Here is a 24,619-nt window from a genome sequence, read left to right as displayed (position 1 = left end):
TCTCGGCGCACCTCCAGCGCGGTCGTGGAACGTCGGTGGAACGCAGGCGGCGTGTTGTGGAACCTCGATGAGCTCAGGTGGGGGCACGTGTCGAGGGCGCGCGCTGCTGCTGCTGTCGCCGTAGACTGTGGGCGCAATGGATGAGGACGAATTCGACGACTACGACCGCGAGGTCGAGCTGGCCCTGTACCGCGAGTACCGCGACGTCGTGTCGCAGTTCCGCTACGTGGTCGAGACGGAGCGACGTTTCTACCTGGCGAACGAGGTCGAACTCGTGCGCCGGGACACCGAGCACGATTTCTACTTCGAACTGACGATGAACGACGTCTGGGTGTGGGACGTCTACCGTTCCGACCGGTTCGTGAAGGGCGTGCGCGTCCTCACGTTCAAGGACGTGAATGTCGAAGAACTGACGTCGCGAGAACTCGAACTCCCGAAGGAACTCGCACTCGACGAGTGATCTTCATTTCCGGTGCATTCGATGAATCGCCGGTGATCGGTGACGTGCGGCAATTCCACGCGGTATTCTGATCGGGATTTCCCGTCCAATGAACAGGAGCCGCGCATGGCACAGAAGGTCACCGTCCAGCTCGTCGACGACCTCGACGATTCCCCCATCACCACCGGTGAAGGACGCACGGTCGAATTCGGTTTCGACGGATCGTCGTACGAGATCGACCTGACGAACGACAACGTCGACAAGTTCCGCGAAGCGATCTCCGACTACATCGCAGCAGCGCGCAAGGTCTCCGGTCGTCGTACCGGTGGCACGGCTCCGAAGTCGGCCCCGAAGCGCGGGAACTCGGAAGAGCTCGGCAAGATCCGCGAATGGGCGAAGGAGAACGGCTACGAGGTCTCGACCCGTGGTCGTATCTCAACCCAGGTGCAGGAAGCGTACGCAGCCGCACACTGATCGGCTGCTGACGAAGGACCCGGGTGATCGCGATCACCCGGGTCCTTCGTCATTCCTCCCCAAAGCGGATCGTCCGCACCTGATTCCACAGATCCACCGTCTGCGCTGTGCGCCGCGGCCGGCCGCGCGATCGTTGTCGCGGAGGCAACGACATGGAACAGCAGGTGCAGGGTCCGCCCGGACGAACACTCCGCAACGGTCGCTTGGGGCGGTTCGGTGAAGACCGGGCCGTGGCATGGTTGCAAAGCCGAGGATTCCGGGTCCTCGAACGGAACTGGCGGTGTGCCCGCGGCGAGATCGACATCGTCGCGTGGGATTCCTGCACGCTCGCGTTCATCGAGGTGAAGACACGATCCGGGACGGCGACGGGACATCCGTTCGAGGCGATCACGGTGACGAAGCGCGCCCGGATGCGACGACTCGTCCCCGAGTGGTTCGACGCTCATCCCGAAGTGCATGCACGCGCCGTCCGCATCGACGTCGTCGCGGTGCACGTCGACGGGCACCGGACCGCCGTGGAACACCTGGCGGGTGTGCTGTGACGGGCATCGGTCGTGCTGCGGCCGTCGCCCTGCTCGGGGTGACCGGCCGCCGGATCGAGGTCGAGGCCCACCTGACCAGCCAGCTGCCCGCGTTCAGCATCATCGGACTGCCCGACACCTCGCTCGGCGAGGCGCGCGAGCGGGTCCGAGCCGCTGCTGCGAACGCCGGGTGTCCACTGCCGGCACGTCGGATCACGGTGAACCTGACGCCCGCGGCGATCCCGAAACGCGGTTCCGGGTTCGACCTGGCGATCGCCATGGCGGTGCTCGCCGGGGCCGGGCTCGCTCCTGACGTCAGCGAGCGCATCGTCTACATCGGTGAGCTCGGCCTGGACGGCCGGGTCCGACCGGTGGCGGGGGTCATCCCGATGCTGCTGGCCGCGCGAGACGCCGGAGCCGACCGGGTCGTGCTGCCGATCGGCAACCTGCCCGAAGCACGCGTGGTCGACGGCGTGCGCACCACCGGTGTCGACTCGCTCCGGGCGGCAGCGATCGACGCCGGAGCGCTGTTGCCGCCGGTCGAGGTCGACGCGGTGCTGCCGGTGCCGGTGCCGACGGTCGAACGCCCGGTGGCCGAGTTGTCGGACGTCGTCGGCAACCCGATCGGGGTGCGCGCCGTCATCGCCGCCGCGGCCGGCGGACACCACGCCCTCCTGCTCGGTCCGCCCGGTGCCGGCAAGACGATGCTCGCCGAGCGGCTCCCCGGACTCCTGCCCGACCTCGACGACGCGACCGCGCTGGAGGTCGCGGCCGTCCGGTCCGTCGCCGGACTCGGTTCGGCATCGTGGAGCACGAAGCCCCCGTGGGAGGCCCCGCACCACTCGGCATCGGCGATCTCGCTGATCGGGGGAGGATCCGGTGTGCTGCGACCGGGAGCGGTGTCGCGGGCGACCGGCGGCATCCTGTTCCTCGACGAAGCGCCGGAGTTCCCCCGGGCGGTGCTCGATGCGCTCCGGCAGCCGCTCGAGTCGGGGCGGATCACGATCCACCGCGCAGCGGGGGCGGCCGAGTTCCCGGCGCGGTGCCAGGTCGTACTCGCCGCCAACCCCTGCCCGTGCGGGAACGCCGGTGGTGCGCACGGACAGCCGTGCGAGTGCCCGCCGAGTGCGGTCCGGCGCTACCTCGGACGCATGTCCGGACCGCTGCTCGACCGGATGGACATCCGGGTGCTCGTCCCCCGGGTGACGACGGGGAAGATGCGCGGTGCGGACGGGAGCGCTCCGACGACGGCCGAGGCCCGCGCCGGGGTCGCTGCTGCCCGGGCACGGATGGCTGCACGCCTCCGAGGAACCGGATGGACGAAGAACGCCGAGGTCACCGGAGCGTGGCTGCGGGCGGACGGTCGGATCGAACCGGGTTCGACCACCGAGCTCGACCGGGCGCTCGACCTCGGCACCCTGACCATGCGGGGCTGGGACCGGGTGATGCGGCTCGCCTGGACGCTCGCCGACCTCGATGCGGTCGACCGTCCGACCAGGACCCACGTCCGGGGCGCGCTCGCCCTGCGGAGCGCACTGTGAACGGCGTTGGGTCCGGACGAGGCGGCGAACTCCTCGTCGCGATCCGGCGGATCCTCGGAGCCGACGACACGTCAGATCCGGTGGAGACCGCAGCCCGGGTCGCGTGGTCCGTGATCGTGGAGCCGGGGGACTCCGTCGCGGGCGAGCTGATGGCTGCCTTCGGTCCGCAGCGTGCACTGGGCTCGGTCCTGTCGGCGGCGGACGGTGCGGTCGACGAGCTGCTCGCCGACTGCGTCGACGCTGGTGTGCCCGGGGCGGAGGACGCCGACGCCTTCGACGGTGTCCTGCGCACGGCGATCGACCGATGGCGACCGCGGCTTGCCCGATCCGACGTGGCCGACGTCGTCGCCGCGGCCGAGAGCGTCGGTGCCCGACTGCTCGTTCCCGGTGCTCCTGGATGGCCGACGGCGCTCGACGATCTCGGCCCGCACGCCCCGCTCGTGCTCTGGACGCGCAGCGCCACCGCGAGCGTCGCTGACGGTGCACCCGCACTGGCCGTGGTCGGATCGCGGGCGAACACCGTCGCCGGGGCCGAGGCCGCCGCCGAGATCACCTCGACCGCAGCGGACGCCGGTTGCACGATCACCAGCGGTGGCGCCTACGGCATCGACGCCGTCGCACACCGCGTCGCGATCGCCGCCGGCGCGCCGACGGTTGCGGTCCTCGCCGGGGGCATCGACCAGCTCTACCCCGCCGGCAACGTCCAGCTGCTCCGCAACGTCGCTCGGCAGGGGGCGCTGCTGGCCGAGTCGGCGCCGGGGACACGGCCGACCCGGTGGCGCTTCCTGGCACGGAACCGGTTGATCGCCGCCCTCGCGGACGCCACGGTCGTCGTGGAGGCCGGCGCGCGATCCGGCGCGCTCAACACCGCGCACCATGCCGGCCAGCTCGGCCGCCCGGTGTTCGCCGTGCCGGGGGCGTTCGCGTCCTCGGCGTCGGTCGGGTGCCACCGGCTCGTGGCGCAGGGTCGTGCGCAACTCGTCGTGCACCCGGGGGACCCGATCACCGCGCTGCGCCCGGCGACCGCGTCCGGTGCATCCGCGGTGCCGGACCAGCCCCTCGTGTCGGTCCAGCGTGATCCGGAGGTCGTCCGCGTCCTCGACGCGCTCGGCCGTCGCGCCCTGCCAGAGGTCGAGATCGCTCGTCGGTCCGGGCTGTCCGGAGCCGAGGTGGCGGATGCCCTCGCGCTCGCGCAGCTGCAGGGGCTCGTGGCGCACAGCAGCGGCGGGTGGGGCCGCGCATGACGTCGGCCAGCCGTACGCTGACGACGTGGTGGACCGAGCAGAGCAGACGGACGGGCGACTCGTGGCAGCGGTCGACACGTTCCTCGGGCACGCTCGACACGCGAGGGGCCTCAGCGAACAGACGCTGCGCGCGTACGCGAACGACCTCGAGCAGTTCATCGAGTTCGCCGCGCGGCGTGGTGTCGTCGGTATCGACGGGGTCGACCTCGAACTCCTCCGTGACTGGTTGTGGGAAGCCGACCAGCGGGGGCTTGCCCGGTCGACGATCGCCCGCCGGTCGTCGTCGGTGCGGGCGTTCACCCGGTGGGCGAGCGAGACCGGGGTGACCGCGACCGACGCCGGGGTGCGGCTCCGTGCGCCGAAGGGTGGTTCGCATCTGCCGCGGGTGGTGTCGGCCGACCAGGTCCGCGGGATGCTCGACGGCCTCGCGGTCCGTGCGGCGACCGACGATCCGGGGGCGCTGCGGGACCTGGCGCTCGTGGAGTTGCTGTACGCCGCGGCGATCCGGGTGAGCGAACTCGTCGGCATCGACGTCGCGGACGTCGATCGCGGGCGGCTCACGGTCCGGGTGCTCGGGAAGGGCGGGAAGGAGCGGGTCGTCCCGTTCGGCGTCCCGGCTCGCGACGCGCTCGAGGCGTGGACGTCGCGAGGGCGTCCGACCCTCGCGGAGCGGGCCGGTGTTCCGAGCACCGCTCTGTTCCTCGGCGACCAGGGCGGTCGGCTCGGGGTGCGCAGCGCGTACCGCGTGGTCGCTCGACTGCTCGGCGACCTGCCCGGTGAGGGGCCGAGTGGACCACACACCTTCCGGCACACCGCGGCGACGCACCTGCTCGACGGGGGAGCGGACCTGCGTGCGGTGCAGGAACTGCTCGGACACGCGAGCCTCGGGACGACGCAGATCTACACGCACGTGTCCTCGGCGCGGTTGCGCGAGGTCTACCGGACGGCCCACCCGCGCGCCTGATGGCGCCGGGCGCGCCGCCGCAACCGGCGAGTTCGCGCAGCCGGTGTAGCCGGTGCGACCGATGCGTGTCCGCCTGACCGACGCGCCCGCCCGGCTGGAGCGGTGTGTGTCCGCGCGACCTGGCTGGCGCGTGTCCACGCGTCCTGGCCGGTGCGACCTCCGCGCCCGCGCGACCGGGCCGACGCACGTGAGCGAACGCTCCGAGCTGACGCACGCGAGCAAGCGCTCCGCAGCGACGCTCACCCGGGCCAGGCGGACTCCGGCAGCAGGACGGGCCACTCTGCCGGAGGCAGGTACGGCATCGGGTCCACGTACCGGCCGTCCACCCGCGCGCCGAGGTGCAGGCACGGGGCCGTGGCCGGGCAGTGCCCGACGGACACCCGCCCGACCGGATCGCCCTGTCGGACGTCGTCCCCGGCGGCGACGAGCGGCTGCACCGAGTCGAGGGTGCTGACGAGCCCACCGCCGTGGTCGATGGTCACGACGCTTCGGCCGCCGACAGGTCCGGCGAACGCCACCGTGCCGTCGTCGACCGCATCCGCCAGCGTGCCGATCGGCGCAGGGACGTCGATCCCGCGGTGACCAGCGGCGTAGTCGTCGGACGGGGGCTCCCACCCGCGCTCGACCACCCGTTTGCCGGTCGGCCAGACCCACGGTTCGGCAGCGCGAGTCGCCGCCGTACGATCCCGCTGGTCGAGCAGGCCGTCCGGCGCCGGCGTCGGTGTGGCCGACGAGACGGTGAGCACCCCGACCAGACCGAGCGCCCCGAGCACCCCGGCCAGACTGAGCGCCCCGAGCATCCCGAACGCCTTCGCCACGACGCCCGCGACCGCGGGGAGCCGAGTACCGGAGCCGGGGAACAGGAGCATGCCGCCACTCTGTCCGGCCCAGACCGGCCACACGACCGAGGTGGGCCTGCCCGTGGATGGTGGGGCGGGCCTCCCGGCCTGTGGAGGGACAGCGCGACCGCAACGGACGACGTCCTCGATGTCGCACGACGTCGAGGGTGTCGTTCCGAGTCGAGCCGCTACCACGACACCGCACCCGCACCCGCGCCCGCACCCGCACCCGCACACCCGCACCCGCACCCGCACCCGCACCCGGTTATGACCACATCCCCCACGAGGAGTACAGTCGGGGCCGCTCCGGACCACGCAACGCCGCACGGACGGCGAACGAGCCGACCGCCGGGGCACCGTGCCCACAGCAGCACGGCCGGCAGAACCCAGGAGCATCGTGTCCAACACAGCCACCGGGCACGGCGAGGACCGTGCGTTCAAGGGGAAGGTCACCGCGTTCGCCATCGCAGCAGCGGTGGGCGGTTTCCTCTTCGGTTTCGACTCGTCGGTCATCAACGGCGCCGTCGAGGCCATCAAGGGCGAGTTCGGCCTGTCCGAGGCGGCGAGTGGCTTCGCGGTCGCGTCCGCCCTCATCGGCTGTGCGTTCGGCGCCTACTTCGCCGGTCGCCTCGCGGACCGCTGGGGCCGCACCCGGGTGATGTTCTGGGCCGCTGTCCTGTTCCTGGTGAGCTCGATCGGCTCCGGCTTAGCGTTCGCCACGTGGGACTTCGTCCTGTGGCGCCTCGTCGGGGGACTCGGCATCGGGACCGCCTCGGTGATCGCGCCGGCGTACATCTCCGAGGTGTCGCCGAAGGCGATCCGCGGGCGTCTGGCCTCGTTCCAGCAGCTCGCGATCACGCTCGGTATCTTCGCCGCGCTGCTGTCCGACCAGTTCTTCGCCGTCACCGCCGGTGGCGCCTCCGAGGTCGTCCTCGGGTTGCCGGCCTGGCGCTGGATGTTCCTGGTCGGCGTGATCCCGTCGGTCGTGTACGGCATCCTGGCGATCACGCTGCCGGAGTCGCCGCGGTACCTGCTCGCCAAGGGCCGGACCGAGGACGCACGGGAGGTCATGACCAAGATCGTCCCGCGCGAGACCGTCAACACGAGCCTGGAGGAGATCCAGGACGGCATCAAGAAGGAAGCCAACGAGAAGAAGGGCTCCATCCGGGGCAACCGCTTCGGCCTGCAGCCCATCGTCTGGGTCGGCATCATCCTGGCCGTGCTGCAGCAGTTCGTCGGCATCAACGTGATCTTCTACTACTCGACGACGCTCTGGCAGGCCGTCGGGTTCAAGGAGAGCGACTCGTTCCTCATCTCGACGATCACCTCGGTGGTGAACGTCGCCGTGACCTTCATCGCGATCTTCCTGGTCGACAAGGTCGGGCGGAAGCCCCTCCTGGTGACCGGTTCCGCAGGCATGTTCATCTCGCTGGCGATGGTCGCGATCGCGTTCTCGCAGTCGACGATCGTGGACGGCAACCCGAGCCTGCCCGGCTCGTGGGGCGTCATCGCCCTCATCTTCGCGAACCTGTTCGTCGTGTCGTTCGGTGCGACGTGGGGTCCGCTCATGTGGGTGCTGCTCGGCGAGATGTTCCCGAACCGCATCCGCGCCACGGCGCTCGGCATCGGTTCGGCCGCCAACTGGGTCGCGAACTTCATCGTCACGATCACCTTCCCGGTGCTGTCCGGCTTCAACCTGACGGTCACGTACGGCATCTACGCGCTGTTCGCGCTGATCTCGTTCTTCTTCGTCATCGCGAAGATCCCCGAGACCAAGGGCCGCTCGCTCGAGGAGATGGGCATCTCGGCCGAGGGCGACACGGTGAACGCGAAGGCGTGATGAGTCGCGTCTGACACACCCAGAACACCGGACAGGAGGCCCGGATCACGTCAGCCGGTCGGCGCGCGTGATCCGGGCCTCCTGTCTGCTAGCATTTCTCCAGCAGTGCGCTGATGCGCGCTGACTTCGCGTGTCCACAGGGTCGACAACGGTTCGCCGTACCCGACCGGCACCCGACCACCGGTCCCGCTCTCACGAGCGGGCGGTCGCGTGCCAGGACACCAGGGATCACGACCTCCGGTCGTGCTCGACACAACCGCAACAGGGGCACAGCGCAGCTGTGCGCCGAGAACACAGAAGGAGGACGGCACATGGCCGTCGTCACCATCCGCCAGCTGCTCGACAGCGGCGTCCACTTCGGACACCAGACCCGTCGGTGGAACCCGAAGGTGAAGCGCTTCATCCTCGCCGAGCGCTCGGGCATCCACATCATCGACCTGCAGCAGTCGCTGGCCTTCATCGACCGCGCGTACGACTTCGTCAAGGAGACGGTCGCGCACGGTGGCACGATCCTCTTCGTGGGCACCAAGAAGCAGGCGCAGGGCTCCATCGCCGAGCAGGCGACCCGCGTCGGCCAGCCGTACGTCAACCAGCGTTGGCTCGGCGGTCTGCTCACGAACTTCCAGACGGTCTCCAAGCGCCTCGCGCGCATGAAGGAGCTCGAGGAGATCGACTTCGACGACACGACGAAGGGCTTCACCAAGAAGGAGCTCCTCATCAAGAAGCGTGAGCTGGACAAGCTCCACAAGACCCTCGGTGGTATCCGCAACCTCACGCGGACCCCGAGCGCGCTCTGGATCGTCGACACCAAGAAGGAGCACCTCGCCGTCGACGAGGCGCAGAAGCTCGGGATCCCGATCATCGGCATCCTCGACACCAACTGCGACCCCGACGAGATCACGTACCCGATCCCGGGCAACGACGACGCGATCCGCTCCGTCGGTCTCCTCACCCGCATCGTCGCCGACGCCGCGGCCGAGGGCCTGAAGACCCGCCACAACGGTGGCGACGACGAAGAGGCCGCAGAGCCCCTCGCCGAGTGGGAGCAGGAGCTCCTCGGTGGCGACGCCGCGACGCCGTCCGCCGACGCCGCTCCCGAGGGTGCGACCGTCGAGGAGAACAACGCCGACGCACAGGTCGCCGCGAAGGAGATCGGCGAGCCGATCGCCGACGACGCGAAGAACGCGGAGCCGACGGCCGAGGCCGAGGCAGCCGCGGAGACCACCCCCGCCGAGTGACCTGTCGCAGGCGCCGGGCCCGATCGGGTCCGGCGCCTGCGTCACCACTCTCCACACACGTACAGTCCAGAAAGGACTCCAGTCAATGGCAAACTTCACCGCTGCTGACGTGAAGAAGCTCCGCGAGGACCTCGGCGCCGGCATGATGGACGCGAAGAACGCGCTCGTCGAGGCCGACGGCGACTACGACAAGGCCGTCGAGCTGCTCCGCATCAAGGGTGCGAAGGCCGTCGCCAAGCGCGACGACCGTGCCACCTCCGAGGGCGTCGTCGTCGCGACCTCCGAGAACGGCGCCGCCACGGTCGTCGAGCTCGCGAGCGAGACCGACTTCGTCGCGAAGAACGAGAAGTTCACGACCCTCGCCGACAAGGTGCTCGGCGCCGTCGCGGCTGCCGGTGCAGCCGACGTCGCCGCCGCGAACGCCGCCCCGCTGGACGGCAAGACCGTCCTCGAGGTCGTCAACGAGTCGGCCGCCGCGCTGGGCGAGAAGCTCGAGGTCCGCACGGTCCGCCGTGTCGAGGGCTCGGCCTTCGAGATCTACCTGCACAAGACCAGCCAGGACCTGCCGCCGCAGATCGCCGTCGTCATCGCGTACGAGGGCGACAACGCTGCCGAGGCCCGCTCGATCGCCCAGCACGTCGCGTTCGCGAACCCGACGTACCTGACCCGCGACGAGGTCCCGGCCGACGAGATCGCCAAGGAGCGTGCGACCGTCGAGGCGATCACGCGCGAGGAGGGCAAGCCCGAGGCTGCGCTCCCGAAGATCGTCGAGGGCCGGGTGAACGCCTACATCAAGCAGGTGTCGCTCCTCGACCAGGACTACGCGAAGGACAACAAGATCTCCGTCGCGAAGGCCGCCGAGAACGCCGGCATCACGATCCAGGGCTTCGCCCGCGTCAAGGTCGGCGCGTAACGAACCCGTGACGGGGTCAGGAACCAACCAGGTTCCTGGCCCCGTTTTTCGCGCCTCCGGGCGCGACACACCCGCGACACATCCGCGAGTACATTTCCACGAGACCACGACGAAGGGTGCGACCAGATGACCGACGAGAAGACCGGACGACGCCGCGTACTGCTGAAGCTGTCAGGAGAGGCCTTCGGCGCCGGGTCGCTCGGCGTGAACCCCGACGTGATCGGGACCATCGCCAAGGAGATCGCCGTCGCCGCGCGCGAGGTCGAGATCGCGATCGTCGTCGGTGGCGGCAACTTCTTCCGCGGCGCCGAGCTCTCGCAGCGCGGGATGGACCGCGGCCGTGCCGACTACATGGGCATGCTCGGCACCGTGATGAACGCGCTCGCGCTGCAGGACTTCCTCGAGCAGGCCGGTGCCGCGACGCGCGTGCAGTCCGCCATCGCGATGACCCAGGTCGCCGAGCCGTACATCCCGCGGCGCGCCGAGCGGCACCTCGAGAAGGGCCGTGTCGTCATCTTCGGCGCCGGGGCGGGCCTGCCCTACTTCTCGACCGACACGGTCGCGGCGCAGCGGGCACTCGAGATCAAGGCCGACGAGGTCCTCGTCGCCAAGAACGGTGTCGACGGCGTCTACACGGCGGACCCGAAGAAGGACGCCACCGCCGAGAAGCTGCACCACGTGACGTACCAGGACGCGCTCCTGAAGGGCCTCAAGGTGGTCGACGCCACCGCGTTCTCCCTCTGCATGGACAACGGCATGCCCATGCACGTCTTCGGCATGGAGGGCGACGGCAACGTCCAGGCCGCCATCCGCGGGGAGCGCATCGGCACCGTGGTCAGCAACTGACCCGCACCGCTGACTAGACTCGACGCCAGTACCGAAGGAGTAACACCGTGATCAGTGATGTCCTGACCGAAGCCACCGAGAAGATGGCGAAGGCTGTCGAGGTCGCCAAGGACGACTTCTCGACCGTCCGCACCGGCCGCATCAACGCGGCGCTCTTCCAGAAGATCCCGGTCGAGTACTACGGCACGCCGACGCCGCTCGCGCAGCTCGCGTCGCTGCAGACGCCCGAGGCGCGCACGCTCATCGTGACGCCGTACGACAAGACGGCGCTCAAGGAGATCGAGCGCGCCATCGCGACGTTCCCGAACCTCGGCGCCAGCCCGACGAACGACGGTGACATCGTCCGCGTGACGATCCCGGAGCTCACCAAGGACCGCCGCAAGGAGTTCGTGAAGCTCGTGCGGACGAAGGGTGAGGACCACAAGGTCGTCATCCGCAACATCCGCCGCAAGGCCAAGGACGACCTCGACGCACTCAAGGGCGAGATCTCGGACGACGAGATCTCGCGCGGCGACAAGGACCTCGAGGTCCTGACGAAGAAGCACGTCGACCAGATCGACGACTCGCTGAAGAAGAAGGAAGCCGAACTCCTCGAGGTCTGATGCGCCGCCCGGAACAGGGCGGTGAACGCCCCACAGCAGAGCACGGACCCGAGCAGACCGGGCCCGTGAAGAAGGGGCTCCGCCAGGACTTCGATGCGCGTGCCCGAGCGGCCCGCACCGACTTCGAGGCGCAGCTCCGGCAGCGCAAGGCGGACTTCGGTGCGCGTAACGAGGCACTGACCGCACGGACCGGGCGCAACCTGCCGGCGGCGATCGGCATCGCGCTCGCGTTCGCCGTCGTCATGCTCGGCACGCTCCTCATCTGGACGCCGTCGTTCATGGTCGTGGCGGCGTTCCTGCTCGGCGTGGGCGTCTACGAGCTCACGAGCGCCATGCGCTTCGCGGGCCGTGACGTCCCACGGATCCCGAGCGTCGCCGTCGCGATCGCGATCGTGCCGGCGGCGTTCCTGCTCGGCCAGATCGCGGCACTCTTCACGCTGCTCGGCGGCATCGTGCTGATCAGCCTGTGGCGGTTGGTCGAGGTCGCGGTGTCGCGGCAGAAGCCGTCGGCCGGCAACGTCTTCCGCGACCTCACCAACGGGCTGTTCGTGCAGGCGTACATCTCGCTGCTCGGCGCGTGCGTGGTGCTGCTCTCCGCACAGCCGCAGGGCAACCTCTGGGTGATCGGTTTCATCCTGGTCGTCGTGGCCGTCGACACCGGTGCCTACGCGACCGGGCTCAACCTCGGCAAGCACCCGATGGCGCCACGGATCAGCCCGAAGAAGACCTGGGAGGGCTTCGCCGGGTCGGTCGCGGCGAGCATCGTCGTCGGCATCCTGGTCGCCTGGCTCATGCTCGGACTGCCCTGGTGGACCGGCGTCGTGCTCGGGGTCCTCATCTCCGGGTCGGCCACGTTGGGCGACCTCACCGAGTCGATGATCAAGCGCGACCTCGGCATCAAGGACATCTCGTCCTTCCTGCCCGGGCACGGCGGACTCCTCGACCGCATCGACAGCATCCTGCCGTCAGCTGCGGTCGCCTACGTGCTCTTCCTGATCGTCAACCACTGACCGACATCGATCGACCCCGTCGGCCAGCCTGAGCGCCGCCCTCAGCGCGTCCAGGTTGTGCAACGGGTCGGGACTGGCAGAATGACGCCGTGGCCACCACCTTCCCGACCGCAGCCCGCTCCGCCCTCGGATACGACGTCGATGAAGTCGAGCGTTTCCTCGAGGACGCCCGTCGCGCGTACTCCGCCGACGACAGCGCCCCCGGCATCGAGGCCGCGAAGATCCGCGCCACCGCGTTCTCGATGCGGAAGGGCGGGTACTCCACCTCGCACGTCGACGCAGCACTGGAGCGGCTCGAGGACGCCTTCGCCGCACGTGAACGCGAGCGGGAGATCGGCGACGCCGGCCAGAAGGCCTGGTACGCCGAGGCCCGCACGAAGGCCTCCGACGTCGTGGCCCGCCTCGAGCGTCCGGACGGTCAGCGGTTCAACCGGGTGAGCATCCTCGGCACCGGCTACCACCCGAAGGACGTCGACGCCTTCGCCGCCCGACTCGGCGGGTACTTCCGCGAGGGCAAGCCGCTGAGCCTCACCGAGGTGCGGTCCATCGTGTTCCGTCCGAAGCACGGCGGCTACCGCGAGGCCCAGGTCGACGCGCTGCTCGACGCCGTCGTCGAGGTCATGCTCGCCGTCCGCTGACGACGCGCTGTCCCCGGGTGCTTCGCTTTCCGTGATCGTTCCGTTACCCTGGTCCTACTCATGGGCAGGCACACGGCAGACCACAGCTCCGACCGCGATCTCCGCGAGCACCTGAGCCTCCAGGCTTCGGGTGAGCGCCGCGCGGCACTGAACCGAACCCGTACGGCGGACACGTCGTTGCTCCAGGCGAACCCGCAGGTCCTGCCGGAGACCGGCCCGGTCGCGACGCCGAAGTCGGTCGCAGCGAACCGTGTGTCCGACGAACGCATCGCCGCGTTCGCGCACGAGGCTCCCGCTGCCCGCGTCGAACCGCGTGCCGCGAAGCAGCGGACCGCGACCGCGCAGCAGTCGACCCAGGGCGCTGCCGCCGCGGTGAACGCCTTCGCGCGGAAGCGTTCGTCCGTCCCCGCCTTCTCCTTCGTCGGGGTCTTCCTCTTCGTGGGGGCGTCGCTGTTCAACCCGCTCCAGGCCGACGTCGCACAGGCCGCGGTCGACACCCCGGTGCTCGTCAAGACGCCGCAGGCCCCGCAGCAGTACACCGCGCACGGCACCTACGGCGAAGCCGCCGCAGACCGCGATGGCTACGGCGTGACCGTCTCGGCCCCCAAGGTCGTCAAGCCCGTCGTCGAGGAAGAAGCCGACGACGCCACCACCGACGAGACGACCGACGCCGCGGCGACCGAGACCGAGAGCGTCTCCGCTGCGAACACCCTCGCAGCCGTGGCCGCGACGCCCGACGCGGGCAGCGCGCAGGCCATCGCCCTGCAGCTGGTCACCGCCCGCGGCTGGGGGACCGACCAGTACAACTGCCTCGTCTCGCTGTGGAACAAGGAGTCCGGCTGGCGGGTGAACGCGTACAACCCCAGCGGTGCGTACGGCATCCCACAGGCGCTCCCGGGCAGCAAGATGGCCACAGCCGGCGCCGACTGGCAGACCAACCCTGCGACCCAGATCACGTGGGGTCTCAACTACATCTCCGGGGTCTACGGCACCCCGTGCGGCGCCTGGGGCCACAGCCAGGCGAACAACTGGTACTGATCGGCAACTGGGGTGCCGCGCAGCAACCGGCCGCGGCGTCCCCGCGGACGCGACGTCGATCCTGACGAGGACACCGGCCTCGACCGGCTGATGAGTGCGTGGAAGCGCACCGAGGTGCGTCGCGGGCGCGAGTACCTCGTCCAGCCGGTCTCCGCGGCGTCGGCGCAGAAGGAGTACGTCTGCCCCGGGTGCGGCGGCACCGTGCTGCCCGGCACCGCGCACGTGGTGGTCTGGCGCTCCGACGGGGTACTCGGCGACGCGGCCGACCTGGCATCACGACGACACTGGCACAACCACTGCTGGAGCATCGCATGACCGACGACGACGGCGAGATCCGTTCCGCCACGCAGCTGCCGACCAGGCGTACCGACGTCGAACTCGTCACCGACGACCACCTTACGCTGGTCGGTGAGCTGGCCGAGCCCGAGACCCGGCCGGCACGGGGCACCATCGTGACGCTGCACCCGCTGCCGACCGCGCACGGCTTCATGGACTCGCACGTGCTCAAGAAGGCCGCGGCACGCCTGCCGGCCCTGGCCGACATCGCGGTCCTGCGGTTCAACTTCCGGTCGGTGGCCTCGCCACGAGGCACGTCCGAGGGCGTGTTCGGCGAGGGTGTCTCCGAGGGGTTCGACCTGCGCGCCGCCGTCGCCGAGGTCGTCGACCGCGGCCTGCCGACACCGTGGCTGGTGGGGTGGTCGTTCGGCACCGAGGTGATCCTCAAGCACGCGCTGGAACACGTCGAGGCCGGAACGGTCGCAGGTGTCGTCCTGCTCTCCCCGCCGCTGCACCGCACCACGGACGACGAACTCGCACGATGGGCGGCCGTGGACGTCCCGGTGGTGGCCCTGGTACCCGAGCACGACGACTTCCTGCGGCCCGACCAGGCGGTCGCCCGGTTCGCCGTCGCCCCGAACGTCCGGGTCGTCCCGGTCGAGGGCGCGAAGCACCTGTGGGTGGGGGAGCGGTACGTCCGGATCGTGCTGGACGCGATCGCCGACCTCGTCGTCCCGGGCAGCGCGCCGTTGCCGACGCACTGGCCCGTCTGAGGGGTCAGCGGCGGGCGGCGTCCTCGTCGTCGGTGGTCTCGGACGCGCCACCCGGAGCGGTCCCGAGCAGCCCGGTCGCGTGCGTCAGCACGCCGCGCAGGTTCTCGAGGTACCCCGCCACCGCTTCGCGCTCGGTGCGGATCGCCGACAGGCGGTCCTCGGCCTCGGCGGTGATGGCGGCGGTGCGCTCCTCGGCGTCCGAGACCATCCGGTGCACGCGGTCCTGGGCGTCGGCGACGATGGTGCGGGCGTGCTCCTGCGCCTCGGCGGTGCTGGTGCGTTCGAGGTCGTCTGCTTCCTGCTGGAGCCGCTCGGCGCGCTCCCGGGCCTCGGTGGCACGGCGGGTGGCCTCGGCGAGCTGCAGGTTCGCCTCGTCGAGGTACTTCTGCGTCTCCGTGACGGTCTCGTGGTGCTTCTGCAGGTAGTCCTGCTCGGCGTCGTCCCGGCGCGAGGCGAGCTCGGACTCGAGGGTCGTGCGGGCCTCGTCGCGCTCGCGGGCGACCTCGGCGCGGGCCTCATCGCGTTCCTTCGCCAGGTCGGCGCGGGCCGTGTCGATCTCCTGACGGAGGGCGGTGCGCTCCGCCTCGAGCGCGTCGAGTTCGGCGGAGCGACGCTCGGCGATCTCGGTGTCGACCTCGGCGTGCTCGCGTTCGCGGCGGGCGGCGAGGGCGTTCTCGTGCTCGCGGTCCGCGCGCTCGGCGGCGGCCTCGGCCTCGGCACGCTCCCGGGCGATGCGGGTGTCGTGCTCCTCGAGCTCGCGGGCGATCCGGTCGGCGGTCTCCTGCACGAGCCGCTCGTTCTCGATGCGTGTCTGCTCCTCGTCGACACGCAACTGCGCTCGCACCGCCTCGGCTTCCTGCGCGAGGGCGGTGCGCGCCGAGGCGAGCTCCCGGTCCCACTCGGCGCGGGCGGCCGCGAGTTCCTCGTCCACGACGCGGCGGCGGTCTTCGAACTCGCCGTCGATCTCTGCGCGGCGGCGGTCGACCTCCGCCTGCAGCTCGGCGCGACCGGTCTCGATCGCCAGGGCGTGCGCCTGCTGCTGCTCGTCGCGCTCGCGGTGCCACGCGGCGCGCCCCTCGGTGACCTCGCGCTCGAGTGCCTCGCGGCGGGTGGCCTCTTCGTGGTCGAGGTCCGCGACGCGGCGGGCGTGGTCGGCCTCGAACACCGAGCGGCGGTGCTCGGTCTCGCGGTCGAGGTCGGCCGCTGCCGTACGGGAGTCGGCCGACTCGCGCTGGGCGATCTCGCGCAGCTCGGCGACCTCGTGCTCGACCTGGGCGCGCAGGGCGTTCGTCTCGCGGATGGCGACGGAGCGGACCTCTGCGGCCTCGGTCACGGCGGCGCCGCGGATGGCAGCGGCCTCGTTGCGGGCGTCCTGGGTGAGCAGACCGGCCTCGGCGCGGGCACGCTCGACGGTGTCGGCGGCCTCGGCACGCGCACGGGTGAGTTCGTTGGTGGAGCGGGTGCGGGCGTCCTCGAGGGTGTCGCGGGCTTCCTCCTGCGCCTCGCGCACGGTGCGGTCGGCCTCGGCGCGGCTCGACGCACGCAGGCGCTGCGCGTCGATGTCCGCCTGGCTGATCAGTCGGGTGGACTGCTCCTCTGCCACGCGCAGGGTGGACTCGAGCCGCGTGCCCAGCCCGCTGTAGGTGGGGGTACCGGCCTCGTCGAGCTCGCCCTGGAGCTCGGAGACGCGGGACTGCAGGAGGCGGATCTCCTTCGCCGCGTCGGCGCGGTCGGTGTTCGACTTGATGAGCTCGCGGCGCAGGTCGTTCAGTGCGCGGTCGACGTCGTCGCGGCGGTACCCGCGCAGCTCGGTCCCGAACTCGGCCTCGTCGTTCGCCACGTGTCGCTCCTGGGTGCTCGGCGGAGGGCCCGATCCGGCCCGCGGTCGATTGTAGTGGTGGCCCGACGGGGTCGTCTGAGTCCCGCGACAGCCCGGATGGATGCGCTGCTCAGCCATGATCGCTATCCTGAGTCGCTGATTCGCGCGCCGACATCCCCACCCCGGCGCGGTAGGGAGAGTGTTCGTGCGATTCGTCCTGGCGATCGTCAGTTTCGTCATCGGCCTGCTGCTCGTCGCGCTGGCGGTGGGACAGCGGACCGTGTTCGCTCCGCCGTCCTCGCTCGTCGCGGACAGCTCGACCACCAGCTCCGCTCCGGTCACGGTGATCCCCGGGTCGACGCTCAACGCGAACCCCGGCTACCAGCGCATCAACGTCTCCGGATCCGGCAAGGTCTTCGCGGCGTACGGCAAGACGGCCGACGTCGACGCGTGGGTCGGTGACGCCGAGCACACCACGCTCCGGTTCGACGCCGAGAGCGCGAAGCTCGTCGGCAAGACCACCGGCTCCGAGGCGTCCGTCCCGTCACCGAAGGGCAGCGACCTCTGGTACCAGGAGTACGACGGCTCCGGACAGTTCACCGTCCGTCTGCCGCAGGACGTCTCCGTGCTCATCGTCAGCGACGGCACCGCCGCGGCGCCGAGCGACGTCTCGGTGACCTGGCCGCAGGACACCGCGACCCCGTCCGTCGGGCCGCTGCTGGTCGCCGGTGGCGTCTTCGCCCTCGGCGGCATCGTCCTGCTGGTCCTCGCGTTCCTGCACCAGCGCCGCGGGCGTGGGCCCCGTCGTCGCAGTGGCGGCACCCGTCCGCCACGCGTCCGGGCCTCGCGCCGCGCCGCGGCTGCCGGTGCCCAGGTCCCGACCAGGGGCCGCCGCGGGTCGCGTGCGTTCATCGCGGTCCCCGTGGTGCTCGTCGGCACGCTCGCCCTGGCCGGCTGCTCGTCCGACTACTGGCCGCAGGGCGGAGACCCCTCGCTCGCGACCCCGACCCCGACGGCCAGCGCGACCGGCGCGGCCGAGACGACCGAGCCGACGGCGGCGACCAAGCAGCAGATCACCCGGGTCGTCGAGCGGATCGCCGAGGTGGCGAAGCAGTCCGACGGTGCCCGCGACCGCGACCTGGCGAAGACCCGCTTCACCGGGGCGGCGCTCGACCTGCGCCTGGCGAACTACTCGATCCGCGGCAAGGACTCCGAGGCCAAGGCGCCGCCGGCGATCTCGGCCGGTCAGGTCTGCGTCGCGTTGCCGCAGCAGACCGACACCTGGCCGCGCACGGTCTTCGCGATCGTCGCCGAGGACTGCGACGCCAAGTCGGCACCGCAGGCCCTGACGCTCGTGCAGGACACCGCGCGCGACCCGTACAAGGTCGCGTACGACGTCTCGCTCGAGGCCGACGCGAAGATCCCGAGCCTCGCCCCGACGTCCATCGGCGCCGCGCTGCTGGCCCCGCAGTCGAAGCTGCTCGCGATCGCCCCGGACCAGGTCGCGACCGCCTACGGCGACATCCTGTCCAAGGACTCGAAGAGCGAGTACGCCGACCTGTTCGCCACCGAGGGGGACGGTCTCCGTACCACCATCGGCAAGGCGTACAAGGACAAGAAGGCGAAGTCTCTGCCGGACACGGCGAAGATCGAGTACTCGTCCGAGGCCCCGGCGGACTCCGCCGTCGCGATCGCGACCGACGACGCCGGCGCGCTCGTCTCAGCCGACCTCAACGAGATCGAGAAGGTGACCCCGACCGCCTCCGGCGCCGAGGTCAACACCGAGGGCGCCGTCAAGGCGCTGTCCGGGGTGGACACGAGCAAGAAGGGCATCAGCGCCACGTACGGCGTCCAGTTGCTCTTCTACGTGCCGCCGGTCGCCTCGGATGACAAAGTGGTCCTGCTCGGGTTCACGCAGGGCCTGACCGCAGCGAGTGAGGTGCAATGAGCAACATCCCCCCGACCCCGTCCGGGCTCCGCGGAGCCGTGGACCTGTCGTCCCTCGTCGACCGCGCACAGCGGCCGCCCCAGCCGCCCGCCGGTGCTCCGGCGCAAGCGGGCAGCCCGACCGGCGCAGCAGCACCGGGCACCGAGACCGGCGCGGACCTGACGGTCCCGTCGCTCGTGTTCGACGTCACCGACGACACGTTCCAGGACGTCCTGCAGCTGTCGTCCGTGGTGCCGGTGATCGTCGACCTCTGGGCGGAGTGGTGCGGGCCGTGCAAGCAGCTCTCACCGATCCTCGAGCAGCTGACCGCCGAGTACGGCGGGCGCGTGCTGCTCGCCAAGGTCGACGCCGACACGAACCCGCAGCTCGTGCAGGCGTTCCAGGCACAGTCGATCCCGACCGTGGCCGCGCTGATCGGCGGGCGCCCGCTCGGGCTCTTCGTCGGGGCGCTGCCCGAGGCTCAGGTCCGCGACGTCTACGAGCAGGTCCTCCAGGCAGCCGAGCAGAACGGCGTCTCCGGTCGCGTCACCGTGGACGGTGCCGGCGCGCCCGAGGACACCGCCGAGCAGGGTGAGCCGGAGCCGGAAGCGCTCCCGCCGCACCACCAGGCGGCCTACGACGCGATCGAGCAGGGCGACTACGCCACGGCGATCGCCGAGTACAAGACCGCGATCCTGCAGGACCCGCACGACCAGATGGCCGTCGCGGGGCTCGCGCAGGTGTCGCTCCTGGATCGACTGAACGGCCACACGGCCGACGACATCCGTGCTGCTGCCGGTGCGGGTCCGCAGGACGTCCAGGCGCAACTCGCGGTCGCCGACCTCGACATCTCCGGTGGCCACGTCGAGGACGCCTTCGGTCGGCTGCTCGACCTGGTGCCGACGGTGTTCGGCGAGGAGCGCGAAGCGCTCCGCGTCCGGCTCGTCGAGTACTTCGAGCTCATCGGGACCGACGACCCGCGTGTGGTCGCGGCGCGGCGCCGTCTGGCGAGCGCCCTGTACTAGGCCCGGCACGAGACGGACGGGAGGCCCGGTGCCAGCTGGCACCGGGCCTCCCGTCCGTCTGGTGGTCGCGTCCAGGACGCGGGCCGCAGCTAGCGAGCGAGCTGCAGCCAGACCGCGCCGAGCGGCGGCACCACCAGGTGCGCCGAGGCGGGGCGGCCGGCCCACGGGGTGTCCTCGGCCGTGACGACACCGAGGTTGCCGACACCGGAGCCGCCGTACTCTGCGGCGTCGGTGTTGAGCACCTCGTGCCACGCACCGGCCTGCGGCAGCCCGAAGCGGCGCTCGACGGGCACGCCCGAGAAGTTCACGAACACCGCCACCCGGTCGTCGCCGTCCTTGCGCAGGAACCCGAGCGTCGAGTGCGGTGCGTCGCCACCCTCGATCCACTCGAAGCCGTCGGCGGTGCTGTCGTGCTTCCAGAGTGCGGGCGTGTCCTTGTAGACCCGGTTCAGCTCGGCGACGAGGTCCTGCACGCCGCGGTGCCCTGGCTGGTCGAGGAGCCACCAGTCGAGCCCCTTCGCCTCGGACCACTCCGCGGGCTGGGCGAACTCCTGGCCCATGAACAGCAGCTGCTTGCCGGGGTGTGCCCACATGAACGCCAGGTACGCGCGGACGTTCGCGAGCTTCTGCCACTCGTCGCCGGGCATCTTGCCGTACAGGGAGCCCTTGCCGTGCACGACCTCGTCGTGGCTGATCGGCAGGGTGAACTGCTCGCTGAAGGCGTACACGAGCGAGAAGGTGATCTCGTCGTGGTGGTAGCTGCGGTACGCCGGGTCACGTTGCACGTATTCGAGCGAGTCGTGCATCCAGCCCATGTTCCACTTCTGGCCGAACCCGAGCCCCCCGGCGCTGGTCGGCTGGGTCACGCCGGGCCACGAGGTGCTCTCCTCGGCGATCATGACGATGCCCGGGTAGCGCTTGTACGCGGTGGCGTTCGTCTCCTGCAGGAACGCGACGGCGTCGAGGTTCTCCCGCCCGCCGTGGATGTTCGGCAGCCAGTCGGTGCGGGAGTAGTCGAGGTACAGGATCGAGGCCACGGCGTCGACGCGCAGGCCGTCGATGTGGAACTCCTCGAGCCAGTACAGGGCGTTCGCGACCAGGAAGTTCCGGACCTGCGGCTGCCCGAAGTCGAACACGAAGGTGCCCCAGTCGAGCTGCTCGCCGCGACGGGGGTCCGGGTGCTCGAACAGCGCGTGGCCGTCGAAGCGTCCGAGGGCCCACTCGTCCTTCGGGAAGTGCCCGGGGACCCAGTCCATGATCACGCCGATGCCGGCGGAGTGCAGGCGGTCGATCAGGTACCGCAGGTCGTCGGGGGAGCCGTAGCGCGCGGTCGGCGCGTAGTAGCCGGTGACCTGGTAGCCCCACGAGCCGCCGAACGGGTGCTCGGCGAGCGGCAGGAACTCCACGTGCGTGAAGCCCGTGTACTGCACGTGCCCGATGAGCTGGTCGGCGACCTCGCGGTACGACAACCCGGGGCGCCACGAGCCGAGGTGCACCTCGTAGACGCTCATCGGCGCATCGTGCGTGGTCGTCTCCGCGCGCCGCTCCATCCAGGCGCGGTCGCCGTCGGACCACGTGTAGCTCGACTCGGTGATGACCGAGGCCGTCGCCGGCGCGATCTCGGCCTCGCGGGCGAACGGGTCCGCGCGCTCGACCCAGCCGGAGTCGGTGAGGATCTGGAACTTGTACCGCTGCCCGGCGACCGCGCCGGGCCAGAACAGCTCCCAGACGCCGAGGTCGCTCAGGCGGCGCATCGCGGTGGTGCGGCCCTCCCAGCCCTCGAAGTCGCCGATCACGCGGACGGCGGTGGCGCGGGGCGCCCACACGGCGAACGCGACGCCGTCGACCCCGTCGATGGTGCGGACGTGCGCGCCGAGGTGGTGCCAGAGCTGCTCGTCGCGGCCCTCGCCGAACAGGTGCAGGTCGAGTTCGCCGAGCGTCGGGGCGAACCGGTACGCGTCGTCCGTGGTCCAGGTGGCGTCGTCCTCTTCCGAGGACTCGTCGAAGTCGTAGTCGGCCTCGACGCGGTAGCGCCCGAGTTCCTCGGCGGTGGCGCCGGCCCAGAGACCGTCGCCCTCGTGCGTCAGTTCGACGTCGTCGCCGTCGAGTCGGACGAGTCGGACCGCCTGCGCCAGGTGGCGCACCACGCGGACGCTCGTGCCGCCGTCGACGGCGTGTGGGCCGAGCACGTCGTGCGGCTGGGACCAGCGACCCTCGGCGACCTGCTGTCGGAGCCACTGTTCGAGCGGTGCCGGACGGGGGCCGGTCCCGTCGGCCGGGGCGGGCTCCGCGGCCGGCGGCGACGGCAGGGCGCCCGACGGGGCGACGGTGGACGGGCCTCCCGGCTGCGGGGCGGCGTCGACGGACGGCACCCGCGGGTGCGTGGCGTCGGCGGGGTGTCCCGCCAGGGTGGCGGACTCGTCGACCCCGCGGTCGGGCGCCTCGCGCGGCGCGGCGGGCGCGCCGGGCAGGTCCTCGTCGGGGGCGGAGACCCGCGGCTCGTAGCGCGGCTCCGGCGACGCGTCGGACGGCGTCCGCGCCGGCACGGGTGGCGGTGGGGGCGGTACCGGCGGGACGGCGGGGCCACGGCGGGGCGGCGGCTGGGGTGCGGTCGGGTCGTTCGTCATCGGTGCAGTCCTTCCACGACGAGCAGGTGCACGGGTTCCTGGAACGCGTCCAGGCGGACGTAGTTCGACGAGCCCCAGACCCAGCGTTGCCCGGTCACGACGTCGCGGACGTCGAACCGGCTGTCGGCCGGCAGGCCGAGCGCAGCGAGGTCCAGGTGCACGGTGGTCTCGCGCGCCGAGTGCGGGTCGACGTTCGCGACGACGATCACGGTGTCGGCGTGCCCGGAGCGGATGAACTCGCCGGACAGGTGCTTGGAGTACACGACGGTGGCGGGGTCGTCCGCGGCGTGGACGTGCAGGTTCCGCAGCTGGCGGAGCGCGGGGTGCGCGGCACGGAGCCGGTTGAGCATCGTCACGTACGGGGCGAGGGACGCGCCCTCGGCCTCGGCGAGCGCGAAGTCACGCGGCTTGTACTCGTACTTCTCGTTGTCGATGTTCTCTTCCGAGCCCGGTCGGGCGACGTCCTCGAACAGCTCGTACCCGGAGTACATGCCCCACGTCGGGGCACCGGTCGCGGCGAGCGCTGCACGCACCTTGTAGCCGGCGCGGCCGCCGAACTGCAGGTACTCGGTGAGGATGTCCGGCGTGTTCACGAACAAGTTCGGACGCAGGTAGTCGCTCGTCTCGTGCGACAGCTCCTCGAAGTAGGACTCGATCTCCTCCTTCGTGTTCCGCCACGTGAAGTACGAGTACGACTGCTGGAACCCCACCTCGGCGAGCGCGCGCATCATCGCCGGACGGGTGAACGCCTCGGCCAGGAACACGGTGTCGGGGTGCTCGTCGCGGACCTCGCGGATGACGCGCTCCCAGAACCAGAGCGGCTTCGTGTGCGGGTTGTCGACGCGGAAGATCCGGATGCCGAAGTCGATCCAGTGCCGGAGCACGCGCAGGACCTCGGTGACCAGGCCCTCGGGGTCGGAGTCGAACTGGATCGGGTAGATGTCCTGGTAGCGCTTCGGCGGGTTCTCCGCCGTGGCGATCGAGCCGTCGGCGCGCTGCGTGAACCACTCCGGGTGCTCGGTGACCCAGGGGTGGTCGGGGGAGCACTGGAGCGCGAAGTCGAGCGCGACCTCCATGCCGGTGTTCTTCGCGGTCTCGACGAAGTCGCGGAAGTCGTCCTCGGTGCCGAGGTCGGGGTGGATCGCGTCGTGCCCGCCCTCCGGGGAGCCGATCGCCCAGGGGCTGCCGGGGTCGTTCGGGCCGGGGGTGAGCGTGTTGTTCGGGCCCTTGCGCGCGGTGGTGCCGATCGGGTGGATCGGCGGCAGGTAGACCACGTCGAAGCCCATCCGGGCGACGGCGGGCAGACGGCGGGCGGCGGTGCGGAAGTCGCCGCTCTTCCAGGAGCCGTCCGGGTTCTTCTTCGCGCCTTCGCTGCGGGGGAAGAACTCGTACCAGGCGCCGACGCCCGCGCGGGTGCGCTCGACGTCGAGCAGCTGCGTCGGGGAGTGCGTGCGGAGCGAGGTGAGCGGGGCCTCCTCGACCTCGGCCACGATGCGCGGGTCGTCGACGGCGGCCAGGCGCTCGGCCGGGTCGAGGTCGGTGTCGCGCACCGTCGCGGCTGCGCGGGTGGCGGCGGGGGAGTCGGTCTCGTCGGCCAGCCGGTCGAGCAGCAGGGCGCCGTCGAGCAGCGTTGCCTCGGTGTCCACACCGGCGGCGATCTTCAGCCGTGCGGCGTGCAGCCACGTCGCCCAGTCGTCGGAGTACGACTCGACGTGCCAGGTCCAGACGCCGACGTGGTCGACCTGGACGGTCGCCTCGTAGCGGTCGGTCCCGGGCGCGCCGAGGGCCAGTGGGACGGTCCTGGTGCCCCCGTCCGGGCGTTCGAGCACGAGGTCGGCGCCGATGATGCCGTGTCCTTCTCGGAAGACGGTCGCACCGAACGTGATCACCTCGCCGTCGAACGCCTTGCCGGGGAACCCGTTCGGCGTCCTCGGAGCGAGTTCGGTGATCGGGATGCGCCCGATCTTCGGTCGGCGGGGTCGGTCTGCGGTGGCCACGGAGCCGACGCTACCCGGAAGCCGCCCG

At 71.0% G+C, this 24,619-nt stretch carries 22 protein-coding genes; 18 read left to right on the top strand and 4 right to left on the bottom strand.

Annotation, left to right across the window (positions count from 1 at the left end; genetic code table 11):
- Positions 1-136 precede the first annotated feature (136 nt).
- The 6 genes from KZI27_RS12835 (at position 137) to KZI27_RS12810 (ending at position 5,183) form a co-directional block, all read left to right on the top strand.
- Positions 137-460, top strand: a complete 324-nt coding sequence (locus KZI27_RS12835; RefSeq protein ID WP_111086072.1) for a DUF2469 family protein — start codon at positions 137-139, stop codon at positions 458-460.
- A 105-nt stretch (positions 461-565) separates the two neighbouring features.
- Positions 566-913 carry a histone-like nucleoid-structuring protein Lsr2 gene (locus KZI27_RS12830; RefSeq protein ID WP_123312293.1) on the top strand — a complete coding sequence of 116 codons (348 nt, stop codon included), beginning with the start codon at positions 566-568 and terminating at the stop codon, positions 911-913.
- A 107-nt stretch (positions 914-1,020) separates the two neighbouring features.
- Positions 1,021-1,455 (top strand): YraN family protein, encoded by a 435-nt coding sequence (locus tag KZI27_RS12825; protein ID WP_261783895.1) that lies wholly within the window; start codon positions 1,021-1,023, stop codon positions 1,453-1,455.
- Positions 1,452-2,975, top strand: coding sequence for a YifB family Mg chelatase-like AAA ATPase (locus KZI27_RS12820; protein ID WP_222657924.1), 1,524 nt, complete (start codon positions 1,452-1,454; stop codon positions 2,973-2,975). Before KZI27_RS12825 ends, KZI27_RS12820 begins: the two co-directional genes overlap by 4 nt.
- Positions 2,972-4,219, top strand: coding sequence for a DNA-processing protein DprA (gene dprA, locus KZI27_RS12815; RefSeq protein WP_261783894.1), 1,248 nt, complete (start codon positions 2,972-2,974; stop codon positions 4,217-4,219). The genes KZI27_RS12820 and dprA overlap by 4 nt, the downstream gene beginning before the upstream one ends.
- Before the next feature lie 25 nt (positions 4,220-4,244).
- The gene (locus tag KZI27_RS12810) at positions 4,245-5,183 is read left to right on the top strand and encodes a tyrosine recombinase XerC (RefSeq protein ID WP_410004003.1); all 939 of its coding nucleotides are present in this window, start codon (positions 4,245-4,247) and stop codon (positions 5,181-5,183) included.
- Positions 5,184-5,422: 239 nt separating this feature from the next.
- On the opposite strand, the gene KZI27_RS12805 is transcribed toward KZI27_RS12810, so the two are convergent.
- Entirely contained in the window at positions 5,423-6,052 is a 630-nt protein-coding gene (locus KZI27_RS12805) for a murein hydrolase activator EnvC family protein (RefSeq protein WP_222657922.1), read from the bottom strand.
- Between the two features lie 367 nt (positions 6,053-6,419).
- On the opposite strand from KZI27_RS12805, the gene KZI27_RS12800 reads away from it, so the two are divergent.
- The 10 genes from KZI27_RS12800 to KZI27_RS12755 all read left to right on the top strand — a co-directional run bounded on the left by KZI27_RS12800 (position 6,420) and on the right by KZI27_RS12755 (position 15,196).
- Positions 6,420-7,862, top strand: coding sequence for a sugar porter family MFS transporter (locus KZI27_RS12800; RefSeq protein ID WP_222657921.1), 1,443 nt, complete (start codon positions 6,420-6,422; stop codon positions 7,860-7,862).
- A 311-nt stretch (positions 7,863-8,173) separates the two neighbouring features.
- Complete coding sequence (gene rpsB / locus KZI27_RS12795; RefSeq protein ID WP_111086086.1) at positions 8,174-9,100, top strand: 30S ribosomal protein S2; 927 nt, start codon at positions 8,174-8,176, stop codon at positions 9,098-9,100.
- An 85-nt stretch (positions 9,101-9,185) separates the two neighbouring features.
- The gene (gene tsf, locus KZI27_RS12790; RefSeq protein WP_123312301.1) at positions 9,186-10,013 is read left to right on the top strand and encodes a translation elongation factor Ts; all 828 of its coding nucleotides are present in this window, start codon (positions 9,186-9,188) and stop codon (positions 10,011-10,013) included.
- A gap of 126 nt (positions 10,014-10,139) precedes the next feature.
- Positions 10,140-10,859: a UMP kinase gene (gene pyrH, locus KZI27_RS12785; protein ID WP_071406376.1), complete on the top strand. Its 720-nt coding sequence runs from the start codon at positions 10,140-10,142 to the stop codon at positions 10,857-10,859.
- 47 nt (positions 10,860-10,906) lie between these two features.
- A complete protein-coding gene (frr, locus tag KZI27_RS12780) occupies positions 10,907-11,461 on the top strand; it encodes a ribosome recycling factor (protein WP_123312302.1) in 555 nt (184 codons plus the stop codon).
- Between the two features lie 65 nt (positions 11,462-11,526).
- Complete coding sequence (locus KZI27_RS12775) at positions 11,527-12,471, top strand: phosphatidate cytidylyltransferase (protein ID WP_222657920.1); 945 nt, start codon at positions 11,527-11,529, stop codon at positions 12,469-12,471.
- 89 nt (positions 12,472-12,560) lie between these two features.
- Positions 12,561-13,109, top strand: coding sequence for a DivIVA domain-containing protein (locus tag KZI27_RS12770; RefSeq protein ID WP_123312303.1), 549 nt, complete (start codon positions 12,561-12,563; stop codon positions 13,107-13,109).
- A 60-nt stretch (positions 13,110-13,169) separates the two neighbouring features.
- Complete coding sequence (locus tag KZI27_RS12765) at positions 13,170-14,147, top strand: transglycosylase SLT domain-containing protein (RefSeq protein ID WP_410004002.1); 978 nt, start codon at positions 13,170-13,172, stop codon at positions 14,145-14,147.
- 12 nt (positions 14,148-14,159) lie between these two features.
- Entirely contained in the window at positions 14,160-14,462 is a 303-nt protein-coding gene (locus KZI27_RS12760; protein WP_261783893.1) for a hypothetical protein, read from the top strand.
- Positions 14,459-15,196, top strand: coding sequence for an alpha/beta hydrolase (locus tag KZI27_RS12755; RefSeq protein WP_222657919.1), 738 nt, complete (start codon positions 14,459-14,461; stop codon positions 15,194-15,196). The genes KZI27_RS12760 and KZI27_RS12755 overlap by 4 nt, the downstream gene beginning before the upstream one ends.
- Positions 15,197-15,200: 4 nt before the next feature.
- On the opposite strand, the gene KZI27_RS12750 is transcribed toward KZI27_RS12755, so the two are convergent.
- Positions 15,201-17,036: a hypothetical protein gene (locus tag KZI27_RS12750; RefSeq protein WP_222657918.1), complete on the bottom strand. Its 1,836-nt coding sequence runs from the start codon at positions 17,034-17,036 to the stop codon at positions 15,201-15,203.
- A gap of 184 nt (positions 17,037-17,220) precedes the next feature.
- On the opposite strand from KZI27_RS12750, the gene KZI27_RS12745 reads away from it, so the two are divergent.
- The gene (locus tag KZI27_RS12745; RefSeq protein WP_222657917.1) at positions 17,221-18,963 is read left to right on the top strand and encodes a hypothetical protein; all 1,743 of its coding nucleotides are present in this window, start codon (positions 17,221-17,223) and stop codon (positions 18,961-18,963) included.
- Positions 18,960-19,967, top strand: a complete 1,008-nt coding sequence (locus KZI27_RS12740; RefSeq protein WP_222657916.1) for a tetratricopeptide repeat protein — start codon at positions 18,960-18,962, stop codon at positions 19,965-19,967. Before KZI27_RS12745 ends, KZI27_RS12740 begins: the two co-directional genes overlap by 4 nt.
- Before the next feature lie 89 nt (positions 19,968-20,056).
- Here KZI27_RS12740 and glgB read toward each other — a convergent pair whose 3' ends face one another.
- Positions 20,057-22,594 (bottom strand): 1,4-alpha-glucan branching protein GlgB, encoded by a 2,538-nt coding sequence (glgB, locus tag KZI27_RS12735; protein WP_222657915.1) that lies wholly within the window; start codon positions 22,592-22,594, stop codon positions 20,057-20,059.
- Positions 22,591-24,591 carry a maltotransferase domain-containing protein gene (locus tag KZI27_RS12730; protein ID WP_222657914.1) on the bottom strand — a complete coding sequence of 667 codons (2,001 nt, stop codon included), beginning with the start codon at positions 24,589-24,591 and terminating at the stop codon, positions 22,591-22,593. Before KZI27_RS12730 ends, glgB begins: the two co-directional genes overlap by 4 nt.
- Positions 24,592-24,619: the final 28 nt, after the last annotated feature.

It is taken from the genome of Curtobacterium sp. TC1 (assembly GCF_019844075.1).
In the GTDB taxonomy this organism is placed as follows: Bacteria; Actinomycetota; Actinomycetes; order Actinomycetales; family Microbacteriaceae; genus Curtobacterium.
The sequence above is the reverse complement of the archived record's forward strand: the minus strand, read 5'-3'. Positions and strand labels throughout refer to the sequence as shown.

What these genes read in the sequence shown, in the direction of transcription:
- KZI27_RS12830 (WP_123312293.1), top strand. Translation starts at nt 566, where the DNA reads ATGGCACAGAAGGTCACCGTCCAGCTCGTCGACGACCTCGACGATTCC.
- KZI27_RS12805 (WP_222657922.1), bottom strand. Translation starts at nt 6,052, where the DNA reads ATGCTCCTGTTCCCCGGCTCCGGTACTCGGCTCCCCGCGGTCGCGGGC.
- KZI27_RS12835 (WP_111086072.1), top strand. Translation starts at nt 137, where the DNA reads ATGGATGAGGACGAATTCGACGACTACGACCGCGAGGTCGAGCTGGCC.
- tsf (WP_123312301.1), top strand. Translation starts at nt 9,186, where the DNA reads ATGGCAAACTTCACCGCTGCTGACGTGAAGAAGCTCCGCGAGGACCTC.
- rpsB (WP_111086086.1), top strand. Translation starts at nt 8,174, where the DNA reads ATGGCCGTCGTCACCATCCGCCAGCTGCTCGACAGCGGCGTCCACTTC.
- glgB (WP_222657915.1), bottom strand. Translation starts at nt 22,594, where the DNA reads ATGACGAACGACCCGACCGCACCCCAGCCGCCGCCCCGCCGTGGCCCC.
- KZI27_RS12765 (WP_410004002.1), top strand. Translation starts at nt 13,170, where the DNA reads ATGGGCAGGCACACGGCAGACCACAGCTCCGACCGCGATCTCCGCGAG.
- KZI27_RS12740 (WP_222657916.1), top strand. Translation starts at nt 18,960, where the DNA reads ATGAGCAACATCCCCCCGACCCCGTCCGGGCTCCGCGGAGCCGTGGAC.
- pyrH (WP_071406376.1), top strand. Translation starts at nt 10,140, where the DNA reads ATGACCGACGAGAAGACCGGACGACGCCGCGTACTGCTGAAGCTGTCA.
- KZI27_RS12755 (WP_222657919.1), top strand. Translation starts at nt 14,459, where the DNA reads ATGACCGACGACGACGGCGAGATCCGTTCCGCCACGCAGCTGCCGACC.